The sequence below is a fragment of the Asticcacaulis sp. YBE204 genome, from assembly GCF_000495855.1.
GTDB lineage: Bacteria > Pseudomonadota > Alphaproteobacteria > Caulobacterales > Caulobacteraceae > Asticcacaulis.
The window spans coordinates 424728-440469 of record NZ_AWGF01000004.1 but is presented as its reverse complement, the minus strand read 5'-3'; the positions used below and the strand labels follow the sequence as shown (position 1 = coordinate 440469).

15 protein-coding genes are annotated in these 15742 nt (G+C 60.6%); 6 read left to right on the top strand and 9 right to left on the bottom strand.

All coding sequences use genetic code 11. From position 1 onward, the window contains the following. Positions 1-24 precede the first annotated feature (24 nt). The gene (gene thrS / locus AEYBE204_RS29230; protein WP_031230352.1) at positions 25-1950 is read right to left on the bottom strand and encodes a threonine--tRNA ligase; all 1926 of its coding nucleotides are present in this window, start codon (positions 1948-1950) and stop codon (positions 25-27) included. Positions 1951-2032: 82 nt separating this feature from the next. After that, positions 2033-2269 carry a membrane protein insertion efficiency factor YidD gene (gene yidD, locus AEYBE204_RS29225; RefSeq protein ID WP_023462034.1) on the bottom strand — a complete coding sequence of 79 codons (237 nt, stop codon included), beginning with the start codon at positions 2267-2269 and terminating at the stop codon, positions 2033-2035. 140 nt (positions 2270-2409) lie between these two features. Between yidD and AEYBE204_RS29220 the strand changes: the two genes are divergently transcribed. Next, positions 2410-3135 (top strand): hypothetical protein, encoded by a 726-nt coding sequence (locus AEYBE204_RS29220; protein ID WP_023462033.1) that lies wholly within the window; start codon positions 2410-2412, stop codon positions 3133-3135. On the opposite strand, the gene AEYBE204_RS29215 is transcribed toward AEYBE204_RS29220, so the two are convergent. The 3 genes from AEYBE204_RS29215 to cysS form a co-directional block, all read right to left on the bottom strand. Next, positions 3136-3558, bottom strand: a complete 423-nt coding sequence (locus tag AEYBE204_RS29215; protein WP_023462032.1) for an iron-sulfur cluster assembly scaffold protein — start codon at positions 3556-3558, stop codon at positions 3136-3138. Positions 3559-3696: 138 nt separating this feature from the next. Beyond that, on the bottom strand, positions 3697-4134 hold the full coding sequence (locus AEYBE204_RS29210; RefSeq protein WP_023462031.1) for an SRPBCC domain-containing protein: 438 nt from the start codon (positions 4132-4134) through the stop codon (positions 3697-3699). Positions 4135-4158: 24 nt separating this feature from the next. Then, positions 4159-5550 (bottom strand): cysteine--tRNA ligase, encoded by a 1392-nt coding sequence (gene cysS, locus AEYBE204_RS29205; RefSeq protein ID WP_023462030.1) that lies wholly within the window; start codon positions 5548-5550, stop codon positions 4159-4161. A gap of 230 nt (positions 5551-5780) precedes the next feature. Here cysS and folE point away from each other — a divergent pair, with 230 nt between their 5' ends. From folE to rpoH, 4 genes are all read left to right on the top strand, one after another. Beyond that, positions 5781-6446, top strand: coding sequence for a GTP cyclohydrolase I FolE (folE, locus tag AEYBE204_RS29200; RefSeq protein WP_023462029.1), 666 nt, complete (start codon positions 5781-5783; stop codon positions 6444-6446). 175 nt (positions 6447-6621) lie between these two features. Beyond that, a complete protein-coding gene (locus AEYBE204_RS29195; RefSeq protein ID WP_023462028.1) occupies positions 6622-7056 on the top strand; it encodes a biopolymer transporter ExbD in 435 nt (144 codons plus the stop codon). 225 nt (positions 7057-7281) lie between these two features. Continuing rightward, positions 7282-8295 carry an RluA family pseudouridine synthase gene (locus AEYBE204_RS29190; RefSeq protein WP_023462027.1) on the top strand — a complete coding sequence of 338 codons (1014 nt, stop codon included), beginning with the start codon at positions 7282-7284 and terminating at the stop codon, positions 8293-8295. Positions 8296-8538: 243 nt separating this feature from the next. Then, on the top strand, positions 8539-9426 hold the full coding sequence (rpoH, locus tag AEYBE204_RS29185; protein WP_023462026.1) for an RNA polymerase sigma factor RpoH: 888 nt from the start codon (positions 8539-8541) through the stop codon (positions 9424-9426). 50 nt (positions 9427-9476) lie between these two features. Here the strand turns inward: rpoH and AEYBE204_RS29180 are convergent, their stop codons facing one another. From AEYBE204_RS29180 to AEYBE204_RS29165, 4 genes are all read right to left on the bottom strand, one after another. Beyond that, entirely contained in the window at positions 9477-11234 is a 1758-nt protein-coding gene (locus tag AEYBE204_RS29180; RefSeq protein WP_023462025.1) for an aspartyl protease family protein, read from the bottom strand. A 72-nt stretch (positions 11235-11306) separates the two neighbouring features. After that, positions 11307-12107, bottom strand: coding sequence for a PleD family two-component system response regulator (locus tag AEYBE204_RS29175; RefSeq protein ID WP_023462024.1), 801 nt, complete (start codon positions 12105-12107; stop codon positions 11307-11309). A 118-nt stretch (positions 12108-12225) separates the two neighbouring features. After that, the gene (locus AEYBE204_RS29170) at positions 12226-13515 is read right to left on the bottom strand and encodes an adenylosuccinate synthase (RefSeq protein ID WP_023462023.1); all 1290 of its coding nucleotides are present in this window, start codon (positions 13513-13515) and stop codon (positions 12226-12228) included. A 401-nt stretch (positions 13516-13916) separates the two neighbouring features. Further along, entirely contained in the window at positions 13917-15089 is a 1173-nt protein-coding gene (locus tag AEYBE204_RS29165) for a phosphoserine transaminase (protein ID WP_369751878.1), read from the bottom strand. 247 nt (positions 15090-15336) lie between these two features. On the opposite strand from AEYBE204_RS29165, the gene AEYBE204_RS29160 reads away from it, so the two are divergent. Next, entirely contained in the window at positions 15337-15726 is a 390-nt protein-coding gene (locus AEYBE204_RS29160; RefSeq protein WP_023462021.1) for a hypothetical protein, read from the top strand. The last annotated feature ends 16 nt before the right edge of the window (positions 15727-15742 follow it).

The window sequence follows — 15742 nt, the reverse complement described above, 5'->3', positions numbered from 1 at the left end:
CAAAATCGACTTTTTAAAATGGCATCAGGTCTTCAGATCGGGGGGTAAGCACTCGTCACTCAATCGGGCGACCGCTTCGGCGATCGTCAGTACACTCTGTCCCTCTTGACCCAGATAACGCAGGGCCACCTCGCCACTTTCCGCTTCTTTTCGTCCGACGACGGCGATCACCGGCACCTTGGCCAGCGAATGTTCCCGGATCTTATAATTTATCTTCTCATTCCGCAGGTCGGTGTCAACCCTGATACCGCTGGCGCGCAATTTTGCCGCAACCTGTTGTGCATAATCATTAGCATCTGAGGTGATCGGCGCAACCACAACCTGCACCGGAGCCAACCAAAGCGGGAACTTACCCCCATAATTTTCGATCATGATGCCGATAAAGCGCTCGAACGAGCCTAAAATGGCGCGGTGTAGCATTACCGGACGCTGACGCGAGCCGTCTTCGGCGACATATTCCGCATTGAGACGTTCCGGCAGGACGTAGTCGAGCTGGATCGTGCCGCACGTCCACTGTCGGCCGATGGCGTCGCGCACGACGAAATCGAGCTTCGGCGCATAGAAGGCCCCGTCGCCCTCGGCGATGACGGGTTCGACCCCGGCGGCGCGGGCGGCCTCCAGCATCTGAGTCTCAGCCTTGTCCCAGAACTCGTCGGAGCCCGCGCGCTGTTCCGGGCGGGTGGCCAACGCCACATATTCGGCCTGCATGTCGAGATCGGCATGGACCTGACGGCACAGGCGAATGAAGGCCGCCGTCTCTTCGACGATCTGGTCTTCGCGGCAGAAGATGTGGGCGTCGTCCTGCGTGAAGCCGCGCACACGCATCAGGCCGTGCAGGGATCCCGACGGTTCGTAGCGGTGACAGGCACCGAATTCGGCCATGCGGATCGGCAGTTCCTTATAGGAGCGCAGACCGACCTTGAATATCTGCACGTGACCGGGGCAGTTCATCGGCTTGAGCGACAGGGTTTCGCCCTCGACCGTCTCGCAGACGAACATGTTCGGACGGTACTTGTCCCAGTGGCCGGACTTTTCCCAGAAGGTGCGGTCCAGCACCTGCGGCGTCTTGACTTCAGTATAGCCGGCGGCGTCGAGACGGCGGCGCATATAGGCCTCCAGCGTCCGCCACAGCGTCCAGCCGTGCGGGTGCCAGAAGACCATGCCCCGGCCCTCTTCCTGCATATGGAACAGGTTCATCTGGCGGCCCAGCTTGCGGTGGTCGCGCTTTTCGGCCTCTTCCAGACGCGTCACATAGGCCTGCAAATCCTCTTCCGAGGCCCAGGCCGTGCCGTAGATGCGCTGAAGCTGCGCATTGTTCTGATCGCCACGCCAGTAGGCCCCGGCCAGCTTGGTCAGTTTGAACGCCTTGCCCACAAAGCGCGAGGACGGCAGGTGCGGCCCGCGGCACAGGTCTTTCCACGTGTCGCCGTGGCGGTAGACGGTGATGGTTTCCGTGCCCGGCAGGTCGCGTATGATCTCGGCCTTGTAGTGCTCGCCGATTTCCTCGAAATGTTTGATGGCCTCGGCGCGGTCCCAGACCTCACGCACGATCTTCTCGTCGCGGTCGACGATTTCCTTCATCTTCTTTTCGATCTTCGGCAGATCGTCGAGCGAGAACGGCTCGTCGCGGGCGAAGTCGTAATAGAAGCCGTCTTCGATCGCCGGACCGATGGTCACCTGCGTGCCGGGAAACAGCTCCTGCACGGCCTCGGCCAGCAGGTGCGCGGCGTCATGGCGGATGACCTCAAGCATTTCCGGCGCGTCGCGCGTCAGGATTTCGATGGCGGCGCTTTGGTCGATCGGGCGGTCGTAGTCGTAAAGTTCGCCGTCGAGCTTGATCAGCACGGCCTTCTTGGCCAGCGATTTCGACAGACCCTCCGCCACAGCCCGGCCGGTGGTCCCCGGCTCATAGGATCGAACAGCGCCGTCGGGGAACGTAAGGTCTATCATGTTACTTCTCTCGGTTTGCTCAGCCCCTACAACAGGCCAGAGCGTTTATGTAAGCCGCGCCCCTACGACAGGCGCCGGCGGTTTATTTCGCGTCTTTTGGTGGGACCGGATCGTATCCGTGACCGCCGCCGGGACGACACCGGCAAATCCGTTTAACGCCCATCCATGACCCTTTTACCGGGCCGTGGACGATCATGGCCTGTGCCGTATATTCCGAACAGGTCGGTAAAAACCGGCAGGCCTGCCCGATAAACGGCGACAGGGTCAGCTTATAGGCCCTGAGCCCCGTCATGACGGCCTTGGCATAGATGCCGCTCATCGCGCAATACCTTTTGGCGTAAACTACGACAGTGTTTGGGATATTTGCGCGCCCAAGGCAATCGAAAAAGTATGCCACAAAAAAGACATCACGTCATTATCACATCGAAATCACAGAAACGTGAAATCAAGAGGGGTAATATGAAACGTTTGATTATCGTGGCGGGCCTACTGGCCCTGACGGCCTGCTCAAAACCTGTAGAAGAAGCCGCCATGGACAGGTCGGTCGTCGGGCCGGATATGGAAAAGGCCGGACCGTTCGGAAATTTCAAACATATCACCTTCGCTGCCGTCCGGGCCGAAGACACACCCACCGACTCTCAACTGATGCGTATAGAACTGGTCAAGGGCGCAGGCGAAAACGTGGCCACCCTCTATAATCTGTTGTCAGACAGCAAATCCTATATGGCCGGCGTGACCTATCACGCCTTCGTACCCGTCATTGCCGAGACCAATGCCGAGCGTCATGACTACTGGATCGTCGGCATGAACCTGTCGCGTACGCCCGACAGGTCCGTCTATTCCGTCATCCGCTTTGCGCACGGCGCGACCTTTACGCCGGGCCAGACGGTAAAGGTCGATTATCTGAGCCTCGATTGCGACGACCTTGAGGTCGCGCGCCGCCCCGTCAGCTATTTCGAGCCGCAACCGGTCGATGCCGGCACGGACACCAGCGCGTCGGCCAGCGAAGACATCGAACCTCTGGAATTGCCTGAATTCAAACCCGAAGCGGGAGAATGTGAATTCAATAGCCTGACCGAGGCTTACCGCCTTACGCCAGAAATCCTGCGCCGTTACGATCAGATCAAACGCTTCGAAGACGCCCCGACCCCGCGCTGGCTGCCGCTGGTCGCGACGGTGGAATAGTCAGTTTGCCTTGCTCATCGCTTCGACCGTAGCTTCCAGCGCCAGTAGCGTCGAGGCGTGGCGGGCCGGGAAATCCTTGACCGATTTAAGGATGGCGAAGTCGGCGAAGCGCTCCGGATAGGCGTAATCCTCGCCCTTGAGCATGTGTTTCATACTATCGCGCGCAGCGACAATCTCGGCGCGCGAGGCACCGACGACCGACTGGCTGAGAATGGCGGCGGCGGCCTGACCCAGGGCACAGGCCTCGACCTCCTGCGCGAAGTCAGTGACGATATCGTCGGTGAGTTTGACCGCGACGTGGATGGTCGAACCACACAGCTTGGCCGTACGGTCAGCGCTGCCGTCGGGCGTTTCGAGCCGCCCGACGTGCTGAAGCTGCGTCGTCCGGCGCAGAATTTCACGGGAATAGAGTTCGTCGATCATGGCCCACTTTCCCTTCGCCCCTCCGGGGAGAAGGTGCCGTCCAATCCGCAGGGTTGGCGGCGGATGAGGGGGAGTCGCAGGCACCGTTGCCCCCTCACCCCAACCCTCTCCCCGTAAACGGGGCGAGGGGATTTAGCGTTATATCGCCCCTTCGGCCTTCGCCTTCAAGGCCTCGGCGAATTTCTCGAAACCCTCGCGCAGGAACTTGCGATAGCGCTTGCCTTCGCGTTCGGACAGAAAGCCCGAAAACTGCGCGCCGATGGTGAAGTGACAGGCCGTATCCGACAGGATTTCAAACTCGTAGAAGCGGATTAGCGACCCTTCGTAGAACTTTTTCGGCACGCCGATATGGATGTGCGACAGCGGCGTCCAGTCATCGACAAAACCGGCGACTTCCCACGTCCCCAGCCCTTCATAATATTCCTCGAACTTTACCGGCGCGCCGAAACCCAGCGTCCCTTCGGCGGACTTATGGATCGGGCTCCACGACGGCCAGCTATTGATATCGGCCATGATCTCATACGGCACGTCCACCGCCGTCGAAATCCCGATGCGTTTTTCAATCTTCAAGGCCATGCTACACCCCTGCCTTTAGTTTCCCTAGTTCTTCAACTTCCATGTGGCGCCGGTCGGGCCGTCCATGACCTCGACATTCAGCGCGTTCAGTTCATCGCGGATGCGATCGGCCTCGGCCCAGTTTTTCGCCGCCCGCGCATCCTTGCGCGCCACTAGCAGCGCCTCGACCTTTGCCGTCAGGTCGTCGTCGGCCCCGGCCTTGAACCACGCATCGGCATCGCCTTGCAGCACCCCAAGTAACGCTCCCGCCGCCAGCAATTCCGCCTTCAGACGCGGCTTATCCGCCGCCTCCGCCGTTTCCAGCGCATTGGCCAGCGCCGACAGTTCCGCCAGAGCGCGCGGCGTCGCCAGATCATCGCACAGAGCCTCAAGTACCGCTTCCGGCACCTCGGCCTCGACGGTTTCCACATCCGCCGTGCGGCGCAAGGCCCCGTACAAACCATCCAACCGCTTATGCGTCTGGGTCAGCAGGTCATGCGTCCAGTCGAGCGGCGCGCGGTAATGGGCCGATAACAAGGCCACGCGCAGCACCTCGCCGGGGAAGTGCTTGATCAGCTCATGCACCAGTTGCACATTGCCGATCGATTTCGACATCTTCTCGGAATCCATCGTCAGGAAGCCGTTGTGCATCCAGTAGCGCGCATAGGTCTCTTCCTTATGGGAATGACCGTGTTGCGCGCAAACGCCCTGCGCGATTTCGTTCTCATGGTGCGGGAAGACCAGATCGTGGCCGCCGCCGTGGATATCGATCGGCAGGCCGAGATTGGCCTCGATCATGGCCGAGCATTCGATATGCCAGCCCGGACGCCCCTCACCCCACGGGCTTGGCCAGCGCGGCTCGCCGGGTTTCGACGGCTTCCACAGCACGAAGTCCTGCGGGTTCTTTTTGTAGGGTGCCACCTCGACGCGCGCCCCGGCGATCATGTCGTCGAGCGAGCGGTTCGACAGCGAGCCATAGGCCTTGTAGCTTTCGACGTCGAACAGCACATGGCCTTCCGCCGCATAGGCGTGGCCGTTGCGCATCAGCGCCGCGATCTGCGCCACGATGGCGTTCATGTTCTGCGTCACGCGCGGCTGAATCGTCGGCTCCAGAGCCCCGAGCGCCTTCATGTCGGCATTATAGATGTCGGCGAATTTCGAGGTAATGATGTCGATATCGACGCCCTCAGTAATGGCCTTCTGATTGATCTTGTCGTCGACGTCGGTGATGTTGCGCGCATAAACGACATGCTGTTCACCATACAAGGCGCGCAGCAACCGGAACAGCACGTCGAACACCACGACAGGTCGCGCATTACCGATGTGGGCGTAATTATAGACGGTCGGGCCGCAGACATACATCGTCACGCGTTCGGGGTTTTTCGGAACGAATTCCGTCTTTTCGCGCTTCAGCGTGTCGTTGATCTTCAGTTTCATGACGATTTCGGTTGAACTCTTAAGGCTTTGCCCCATATAGACGCTGCGGCGGCTTACCACCAAGCGAATATGCACCGGAACACGTCCAAAAACGTGTTATATTCGTAAGCTGTTCACGAATTAAGGGCCCGGTCTCGCCCCATATACAAGAGGCCAAAGAGGGATGCCACGCGTCATTCCGGAGCCTTCGCTTCGGCGCCACTCGGCCCTCCGGAGAAGAGTAGAGAATTATGGACAGTTTCGAACCCGAACACCGCGAATCCAACGATCCGCTAGTTGCCGCCCTCAACGCCAGCCGCTCCAAAGGCTTTTCCGAAAGCCTGAACGTCGAGCGCCCGACCAAGGCACAGGCCATGGAAGCGGTAAAGACCCTGCTCGCCTGGGCCGGTGACGACCCGTCGCGCGAAGGGCTGATCGACACCCCCAAGCGCGTCGTCGAAGCCTACGAAGAATGGTTCCAGGGTTATCAGGCCGATCCGGCCAAGGAACTGTCGCGCACGTTTGAGGACGTGCAGGGCTATGACGACATGGTCATGCTGCGCCAGATCGACGTCGAATCGCATTGCGAACACCATATGGCGGCGTTCCTCGGCAAGGCCTATGTCGCCTATATGCCGACCTCGAAGGTCGTCGGTATTTCCAAAATCGCGCGTGTGGTCGAAATCTTCTCCAAGCGTCTGCAAACGCAGGAAACCCTGACCAAGCAGATCGCCGACGCTCTGGTCGATTCGCTCAGCCCTCTTGGTGTGGCCGTCCTGATCGACGCCGAGCATCAGTGCATGTCGACCCGTGGCGTCCATCATAAGAACGTCACCACCGTCACCACGCGCTTTACCGGTGTCTTCAAAACCGATCTGGCTTTACAGGACCGCTTCATGCGCTTCTGCCAATCGTAAACAGAGGCACGGCCCGCGTTTCGGATTACCCCAGACGCGGGAAATGTCGTAAACTCGTCATGAAGAATTTGTAATCTTGTGTGACCGAGGGGTTTACATTTGCGTTTGAGTTAGCCTAAATCGGGCATCTTATTTTTAGTGCCCGCTTCTGGCAGGGCCTCTAAGGGAGTTAAACATGGGCGCTAAGCTCGGTGGCGGTGGCGGTTCGCGCTACAATGTCGAACAGAATTCCGAAATCAACGTCACGCCGTTCGTTGATATCATGCTCGTGCTGCTGATCATCTTCATGGTGTCGGCCCCGATGGCAACCGTGTCGATCAAACTCGACCTGCCGCCCGCGGTGCCCAGCCAGGATACGAAGCCGCCGAAGGAGCCGGTGTTCATCTCGATCCAGGGCACCGACGACATCTATATCGGCCCGAACAAGACCTCACTGGCCACCCTGCCGGGCGATCTGGCGGTGGCTCTGGCGGTTGCCAACCCGACCGAAGAACGCGTTCTGGTCCGTGGCGACGCCGACATCGAATATAACGACTTCATGTCGGTGCTGAACGTCCTTCAGGACAACGGCTACTTCAAGGTCGGCCTAATCAACGAAGACATCGAGTAGTCTTTCTGATCCGACGAAAATCCGAACACGCCGGAAGTACCGCTTCCGGCGTGTTTTTCGTTATTCCCTTCGCCCCCCAATTCTTACTTTCGTGGGGGAGAAGGTGGTCCGAAGGACTGGATGAGGGGGCTTCTTTTTTTTAGCTTACTCAGTCTTTTAGCCCTCTCAGCCTCGCCGGCTGGCAACCCAACCCTCTCCCCCAATGGGGAGAGGGGGAATTGGCGAATGACCCCAATCTTTACCCCAACTGACGACGACATCGATGATGACCTGCCGCTCGCCGATACTGGTGAGGTGCTCGAACTCGTCCTGACACCCGATCTGTCGGGCGACCGGCTCGATCGCGCCCTGCTGCCGTTGCTGGGAGAGATGTCGCGCGCGCGTCTGCAAGCTCTCATCGCAGAAGGACGGTTGAGCCTTGACGGGCAGCCCGTCACCGACGGCAAGCACAAGGCCAAGGCGGGAACCTACACACTCACCATCCCTGCTCCCATCGCCGCGATCCCTGAACCGCAAGATATGAAACTGGAGGTGCTGTTCGAGGACGCCCACCTGATCGTCATCAACAAACCCGCCGGCATGGCCGCGCATCCCGCCCCCGGTACGCCTGACGGCACGCTGGTCAACGCCCTGCTGTTCCACTGCGGCGACACCCTGTCCGGCATCGGCGGCGTTTTGCGTCCGGGCATCGTCCACCGCCTCGACAAGGACACGTCCGGTGTCATGGTCGCCGCCAAGTCCGACGCCGCCCACCGTGGCCTGAGCGAACTGTTTTCCCGCCACGATATAGACCGCGCCTATGAAGCGCTGGTTCGTGGCTCACCGAAAAGCCCAAGCGCTACCGTCACCACGCGCATCGGGCGATCCCCGCACGACCGCAAGAAGATGGCTGTGCTGAAAACCGGCGGCCGCGAAGCTATCACCCACTATCGCGTGCTGGAAAGCTTCGGCACCGCTGCGACGCGCGTCCGCTGCACGCTGGAAACCGGGCGTACCCATCAAATTCGCGTGCATATGGCGCATCTGGGCTGTCCGTGTCTGGGCGATCCGGTCTATGGTTCAGGGGCCCCCGCCAAACCGGTCGCCGAGGCCTTACGCGAACAGGGCTTCACCCGTCAGGCCTTGCACGCGGCGCATCTCGGCTTCGTGCATCCCATTACCGGGGAGAAACTGAGCTTCGAAGCGCCTTTGCCGGAGGATATGTCGGCCCTTTATTCCGCCCTCAAAGGGCTCAATTAGAATTACCAACCGGTTCGCATAAAATTTTTTGCTGACGGGGTCTTTATTTCCGAAAAGGAGTCCCTACATGGAAATAGAAGACAAGAGCGTATCTTTTGCCGCGTCTCTGAAGACCCCAAGCGCATTCCAAAAAGTGTGCAGCGGTTTTTGGATCAAATGCGCGACTCTTTAAAAGAGGATATGCCGATGCCGAAAACATCAGGAGCGCCGGGGTCACCCCCGACCCTCGAAGGGGACACTCACATGGCCAGCAACGCCTTATCCATTCCCAATCCTTCGGCCCTGTCGCCCGATGGCGGCCTGAACCGTTACCTGTCGGAAATCCGCAAGTTCCCGATGCTGGCCAAGGACGAAGAGTTCATGCTGGCCAAGCGTTGGTCCGAACACGAAGACCCCAAAGCCGCGCATAAGCTGGTCACCTCGCACCTGCGCCTCGTGGCCAAGATCGCTATGGGCTACCGCGGCTACGGCCTGCCGATCGGCGAAGTGATCAGTGAAGGCAATGTCGGCCTGATGCAGGCCGTCAAGAAATTCGACCCGGACAAGGGCTTCCGTCTGGCCACCTACGCCATGTGGTGGATCAAGGCCTCGATCCAGGAATACGTCCTGCGCTCGTGGTCGCTGGTCAAGATGGGCACCACCGCCGCGCAGAAGAAGCTGTTCTTCAACCTGCGCAAGGTGAAGTCGGAAATCTCGGCCCTCGAAGAAGGCGACCTCCACCACGAACACGTGGAACAGATCGCCACCAAGCTGGGCGTGACCGAGGACGAGGTCATCAGCATGAACCGCCGCATGTCGGCGGGCGATTCGTCCCTCAACGCGCCGCTGCGCGCCGCCGAGGGCGATTCGGAATGGCAGGACTGGCTGGTCGACGACTCGACGCCGTCTCAGGAAAGCGTGCTGGCCGATTCGGAAGAATACAGCCTGCGCATGAGCCTGCTAGAAGAAGCCATGGGCGAACTGAACGACCGCGAAAAGGAAATCCTCAAGGCCCGTCGTTTGCAGGAAAGCCCGACCACGCTCGAAGAACTGGCCGACCGTTTCGGCGTGTCGCGCGAACGCGTCCGTCAGATCGAGGTCCGTGCGTTTGAAAAGCTGCAAAAGGCGATGATGGCCTCGGCCCAGGCCTAAGGCCTAAATGCCTAACAATAAAAAGCCCCGGTGTTTCACCGGGGCTTTTTTCATGCTTTTGCCGGTAGACTTTTAGCCGTGTAATCGAACAACGCGTTCGGCTTGAGCCACACCGCCCCTTGCGCATCGATCACCATATCGAAACGGCGAATAACGCCGATCCCGACCCAGCCCCCGTGGCTATCCGCGTCCGTATCCGGATTTGCTGCCGGATCGACCATGGTCACCGGTGCTGGATCGATGCGAAATACCCCGATCTCCAGCGGACTGAGCCCGCCGAACCGCGCCTTGGCGACCGCATCGCCATTGCGCACCGACCGCTCTTCGGGCTTCACCGCCGCATCCCAGAAGGCGTGGGCCTTGACCGTCTGCGCCGGCAGATAGGCGCCATAGGCCACGCTGGTATCGTAGATAAGCGACATGTTCTTGCCCGCAACCCGAGACGGCACGGTCAGGCGTCCCGACGCGTCGCGCGTCATCGCCGTTTTCTCATAGCCGGTCGTATCGGGCGTCGCGCCCACGAACAGGGTCATGTATCGGTGCTCGAAATTCAGCGCGCACGGCATCGACGTCAGAAAATCCGCACCGAGCATGATGGCGGCTTTCGGCACCTTCGCCGCCTTGAGCACCAGCCCCGGCCGCTTCGTACCGGCAAAATCGATCACGGAACCATCGTAACCGCCCGCGACCTTTTTCAGACCCAAGGCCGACGCGGTGTCCTCACCGACGGTGCTGACGCCCTGCCCGGTTTTCAGAAAGGCCAATACCGGCTTGTCCCCGACCTGCCCCCGGAAAATCAGACGGCGATCCTCACCCAACTGGAACGGTATGACCGGTTTTTCCACCGTCGAGGCCGGGATATGGCCGGATTCGACGGGTTTTTCCGGCGGTGCCAAAGCGGCCATCTGCCCGCTCGACTTGACCAGCATCGTCCGTTCCGGCGTCACAGCCAGCACGAATCCGCTCAGGAACGGCGACCCCAGCAGACCCTGATAGGGGGCATCCTTGGCATGACCGGCGCGGTCGTCGGGATCGCCGAGCGTGACCGCCATGCGCGGCACCCAGACGCCGCCGATCTGGATATCCTTCACCTCGACGACGCGCGTTCTGAGCGATTTACCATTGACGCCGATGACGCTGCTCTCATGCAGGGTCGGATACTTGTCCCACAGCTTGTGCTGACGCACATAGTCGCCGTGAACGAACAAGGGCGTCGCGGCCCCGGTATCGAGCAGGCACGACAGGGCGTGACCGGCAAACCCGATATCGACGATCACCGAGTCGGAAAAGCCGCGGATATTGGTGCGGAAATAGCTTTTCAGCGGCGCAAAACCCTCCAGCGGCATGGCGCTGTTCAGGTAGTAACGGATCTCCCGTGCCTGATAGTCCAACTGACACGGCAGACGCAGCAGCAGATCGGCCGCCAGCAGGCCGTCGAAGCCGAACTTTTCGATCCCTTCCGATGCATAGACTTCCCACTCACGCATCTTCAGCGCCGAACCGATAATGACTTCAGGGACGACATAGCGCACGACGCGCTCGGACCCCTTGACGCTGCGGGCATAGGCATCCCCACCGGGCACCAGCCCAAGCTCCGCCCCCAGCGAACGGCGCATGACCGTCATGCTGGCGCCGGTATCCAGCATAAAGCGATACGGCCCCTTGCCGTTGAGCATCACCTGAATGATCGGTTTGAGATCTTTCGACAGTTCGAACGGTACGCGGATGACCTTGCCCTGAGCAAAGGCATTCCCGGCCAGCAGCCCGACGGCGGACGCACCGATGCATATGTCGCGACGTGTTATCATGATTTCCCCCTCTTTTTCAGAAGAGGTAACATGCGCCCATCGCAACTGTCACGCGTATATTTTGTGAAATTATCAGGCCGCTGAGGGCGGCTTGCGGTCCTCGATCTTCATGAACTTGACGAGGCTGTAGATGGCCGGGCGGATGGCCTCAAGGTTCGGCACATCCATGCGCAGTTGCGTCAGGATGACCTTCACGTCTTCGCGAAATTGCTGGCTGGCGATCGTTTTGCAGGCAGGCACCAGCACTTCCAGCTGCGCATACATGGCGCGTCGGGCCTGGGCCGGATCGCTGGCATATTGCTCGTAGGACGCCTTGAGGATGCGCACGCCCTGCTCGATCGCCTGAAGCTTTTCGTCCCCCAGATCGGCGGCGCGCTTGCGCGGCCCGCTATAGTCGCCGGAGTTGAAGCGCCGCCGGTCGGGGCCGACATAGCCGACGGCCTCGATCCACGGACGCGCCTTCAACGACACGTGCTCGACGCGTTTTTGCAGGTCGCCCCAGGTGAACGGCTTGCGCATGAACTCGTCGGCGCCGCAGTCGCGCACCTCGTTCAGGAGGCTGAGCGTCGCCTCACCGGCGATCATGATGACAGGGGATTTGCGGCAGGCGGCGTTCGACCGGCGCAGCTTCTTCACCAGATTGAGGCTCTCGCATTCCTGCGGCTGATAGGCACAGACGATCAGGCTGTAATTATCGCCGACGACCTTGTCTTCGGCTTCCAGCGGGTCCTTATAGAGCGTGATATGTTCCGCCCCCAGCATCCGCAGCATGTCGGCCAGCATCCGCGCATAGTTCGGATTCGTCTCCAGCAGCATGACCTGCTTGAGCGTCCGTTTCAGCTTTTGCGCCGTGGCTGGGTTTTGCCCGTACACACCTTACCTCTTTGTTATTTCGGGATAACCCTAACAGAGAGGCGTAAACAGGCGATTTACGGCGGGTGCGAAATCACAATCTTATCCCCCTCTCCCTGAGGGAGAGGGGAAATTCAACCTAGTCCTGAAACGGATCGCGCATCAGGATCGTATCTTCACGTTCTGGGGACGTCGACAGAAGCGCGACCGGCGCACCGATCAGTTCCTCGATGCGGCGAACATATTTAACCGCATTGCCCGGCAGGTCTTTCCACGAGCGCGCGCCCTGAGTCGATTCCGACCAGCCTTCCAGCTCTTCGTAAACCGGCTCGATCCCGGCCTGCGCCTTGAACCCGGCAGGCAGGTAATCCAGCACCTTGTCGCCGACCTTGTAACCGACGCAGATCTTCAGCGTCTCGATACCGTCCAGCACGTCGAGCTTGGTCAGGGCCACGCCGTCGATGCCGTTGATGGCGATCGACTGACGCGCCAGTACCGCATCGAGCCAGCCGCAGCGGCGGGCGCGACCGGTGACCGTACCGAATTCATGACCGACGCGCGAGATACGCTCGCCGATTTCATCGAACAGTTCGGTCGGGAACGGGCCGGAGCCGACCCGCGTCGTATAGGCTTTCAGAATCCCCAGCACGTAACCCGCCGAGCGCGGCCCCATGCCCGAACCGGCGGCGGCCTGACCGGCGACCGTGTTGGACGAGGTGACGAACGGATAGGTGCCGTGGTCGATGTCGAGCAGCGCGCCTTGCGCCCCTTCGAACAGGATGCGCTTGCCTTCCTGTTTCGCCTTGTCGAGCACGTACCAGACGGGCTTGGCAAACGCCAGCAGACGCGGTGCGATCTCTTTCAGCGAGGCGACCAAGGCCGCCGTATCGACTTCGGGCAGGCCCAGACCCTTGCGCAGGGCATTGTGGTGGGTCAGCAGGCGCTCGATCTTGGCATCCAGCGCGTCGAAATCTTCGAGGTCGGCGACGCGGATGGCGCGACGGCCCACCTTGTCTTCGTAGGCCGGGCCGATGCCGCGACCGGTGGTGCCGATCTTGCCGGCCCCGGCGGCGGCTTCGCGCGCGGTGTCCAGTTCGCGGTGAATCGGCAGGATCAGGCAGGCATTGTCGGCCAGCACCAGCAGGTCGTTGGTAATCTTCAGGCCCAGCGCCTCGACGCGGCCGATCTCGTCGAACAGCGCCCACGGATCGACGACGACGCCGTTGCCGATGACCGACAGCTTGCCCTGCACGACGCCCGACGGCAGCAGCGACAGCTTATAGACCTTGCCGTCGACGACCAGGGTGTGACCGGCATTGTGGCCGCCCTGAAACCGCACCACCACGTCGGCGCGATTGGACAGCCAGTCCACCAGCTTACCCTTACCTTCGTCGCCCCACTGGGCGCCTACAACGGTCACATTGGCCAAGACTATATTCTCCGCAAGACGAAACGCCTCTCCCGCAAATTGGGAGGGGTTCGGACATAAAAATTTCAGGCGGTTGCAGCCTATAGACCACTCACTCGCCGTTGGTAACCCATAAAAGGGCGTCACACCCAATTAACTTTTCATACCTCCCCAGCTTGCTGGGGTATAGCGCCAGCGCAAGTATAGCTTGCGCAAGCGATGGGACCGCACGACGCTTGCGCAGCAAGCTAGATGCGGTGGTGGGGGCCTTCGCCGTAGATACATCGCCCTCGTCGGGCAAACCAATTTATGCGCGGTATTTACGCGAGCCCCCCCTCCGTCAGCCCTAACGGGCTGCCCATCGCTTGCGAAAGCTATACTTTCGCTGGCGCTATACCCGCCAGTAAACTGGGGGCGTAAAGTCAGGCCAGCACACCCTCACCCTTCAACGCTTCAACCGCCGCCGCATAGGCCCATTCCAGCCACGGCAGTAGCGCCTCGATATCATCGGCCTCGACAGTGCAGCCGCACCACAGACGCAGGCCCGGAGGGGCGGCGCGATAGCCCGTCACGTCGAAGGCCACGCCTTCCAGTTCCAGCAAAGTGCCGACCTTTGTCGCCAGTTTCGCCTGCACGTCGGCGGGCTGGACGCCGATCGCCGGATCGGTAAATTTCAGACAGACCGAGGTCGTCGAACGCGTTTCCGGCACCTCGGCGACGAAATCGACCCATTCAGTCTTTTCAATCCAATCGAACAGCACCTGCGCATTGCGCTCACAACGCCCGATCAGGCCGTCGAGCCCGCCTTCGCGCTGCCCCCAGCGCAGGGCGTCGAGATAGTCCTCGATGACCAGAAACGAGAAGGTATTGATCGCGTCGCCACCCATGATCGCAGGATCGGCAACGTCTTTTTTCTTCAGACGCAGCACCTTGGGGATCGGACGGCCCGAATCGAACGTATTCAGCCGCTCGATGGCCTTGGGCGACAGGACCAGCACACCGATACCGGCTTCGCCGCCGAGCGCCTTCTGGAACGAGAAGGTCGCGACATCGAGCTTATCCCACGGCAAATCCATGCAGAACGCCGCCGAGGTCGCATCGCAAAGTACAAGCCCCTGATGCCCTTCGAGGAAGTCGGCGTTCGGCACCTTGACGCCCGACGTCGTGCCGTTCCACGGAAAGACCAAATCGGCGGCAGGGTCGATCTGCGACAAATCCGGCAATTGGCCGTAGGGCGCGCTGAGCACCTCGCAGTCGAGTTTCAAATGCTGGGTGGCATCATCGGCCCAAAGCTGACCGAAATTTTCAAAGGCCAGAAGCTGCACCTTGCGCGGGCCCAGCAGATTCCACATGGCCGCTTCGAACGCGCCGGTGTCGGAGCCCGGCATCATGAACAGCTTATAGTCCGCCGGGATACCGAGGATTTCGCGCGTCATATCCAGCGCCTGCCGGATGCGGCCCACCGTCACCTTGGAACGGTTCGAACGCCCCACCGGCGCGCCGGACAGGGCCTGCGGCGTCCAGCCGGGACGCTTGGCCGTCGGGCCTGACGAGAACCACGGACGTTCAGGGGTGGTGGCGGGTTTGGCGCTCATGGACATGCCCTTTTCGGCGGCAAAAACTTTCGCGGCTTGTGCGACCAAATCCGTTTCAACACAAGTCCGGGGACTAAAAAAACATGAACTGAGAATGAACCGCACCGTTCAGGTTCGGTTCGAGTCGGGCGGTCTATAAAGGTCTCAACGCTGATCAACAGCGTCAACACGGAGCGCAATCCGAAAAGTGGATACCGGTTTTCGGATCAATTGCGCGACATTGAAAATGACCTAAAGGAGCCATACCATGCAAACCAAGTTCAAGATGTTCGCCATCGCCGCCATCGCCACCGTTTCGGCTTCGGCCCTCACCGTCCCCGCCATGGCCGCCGGTCAATACGACCGTCATGACCGCCGCGAAGACGTCCGCGACCGCCGCGACAACCAGGTCGACGCCCGCATCGACCGCCTCGAAGACCGTCTGGACCAAGGCCGCCGTTCGGGCCGTCTGAGCCGCGCCGAGTTCGTCCGCCTGAACAGCGAACTGAACGGCATCGACAACCTGTCGCGTCAGTACGAGCGTTCGGGCCGCGGCATCGACAGCCGTGAAATGGCCAATCTCGACTACCGCCTCGACCGTTTCGAAACCAAGCTGCGCTGGGAACGTAACGACCGCGACTACGGCATGCGCCGCTAGGACCGTCATGGGTTCG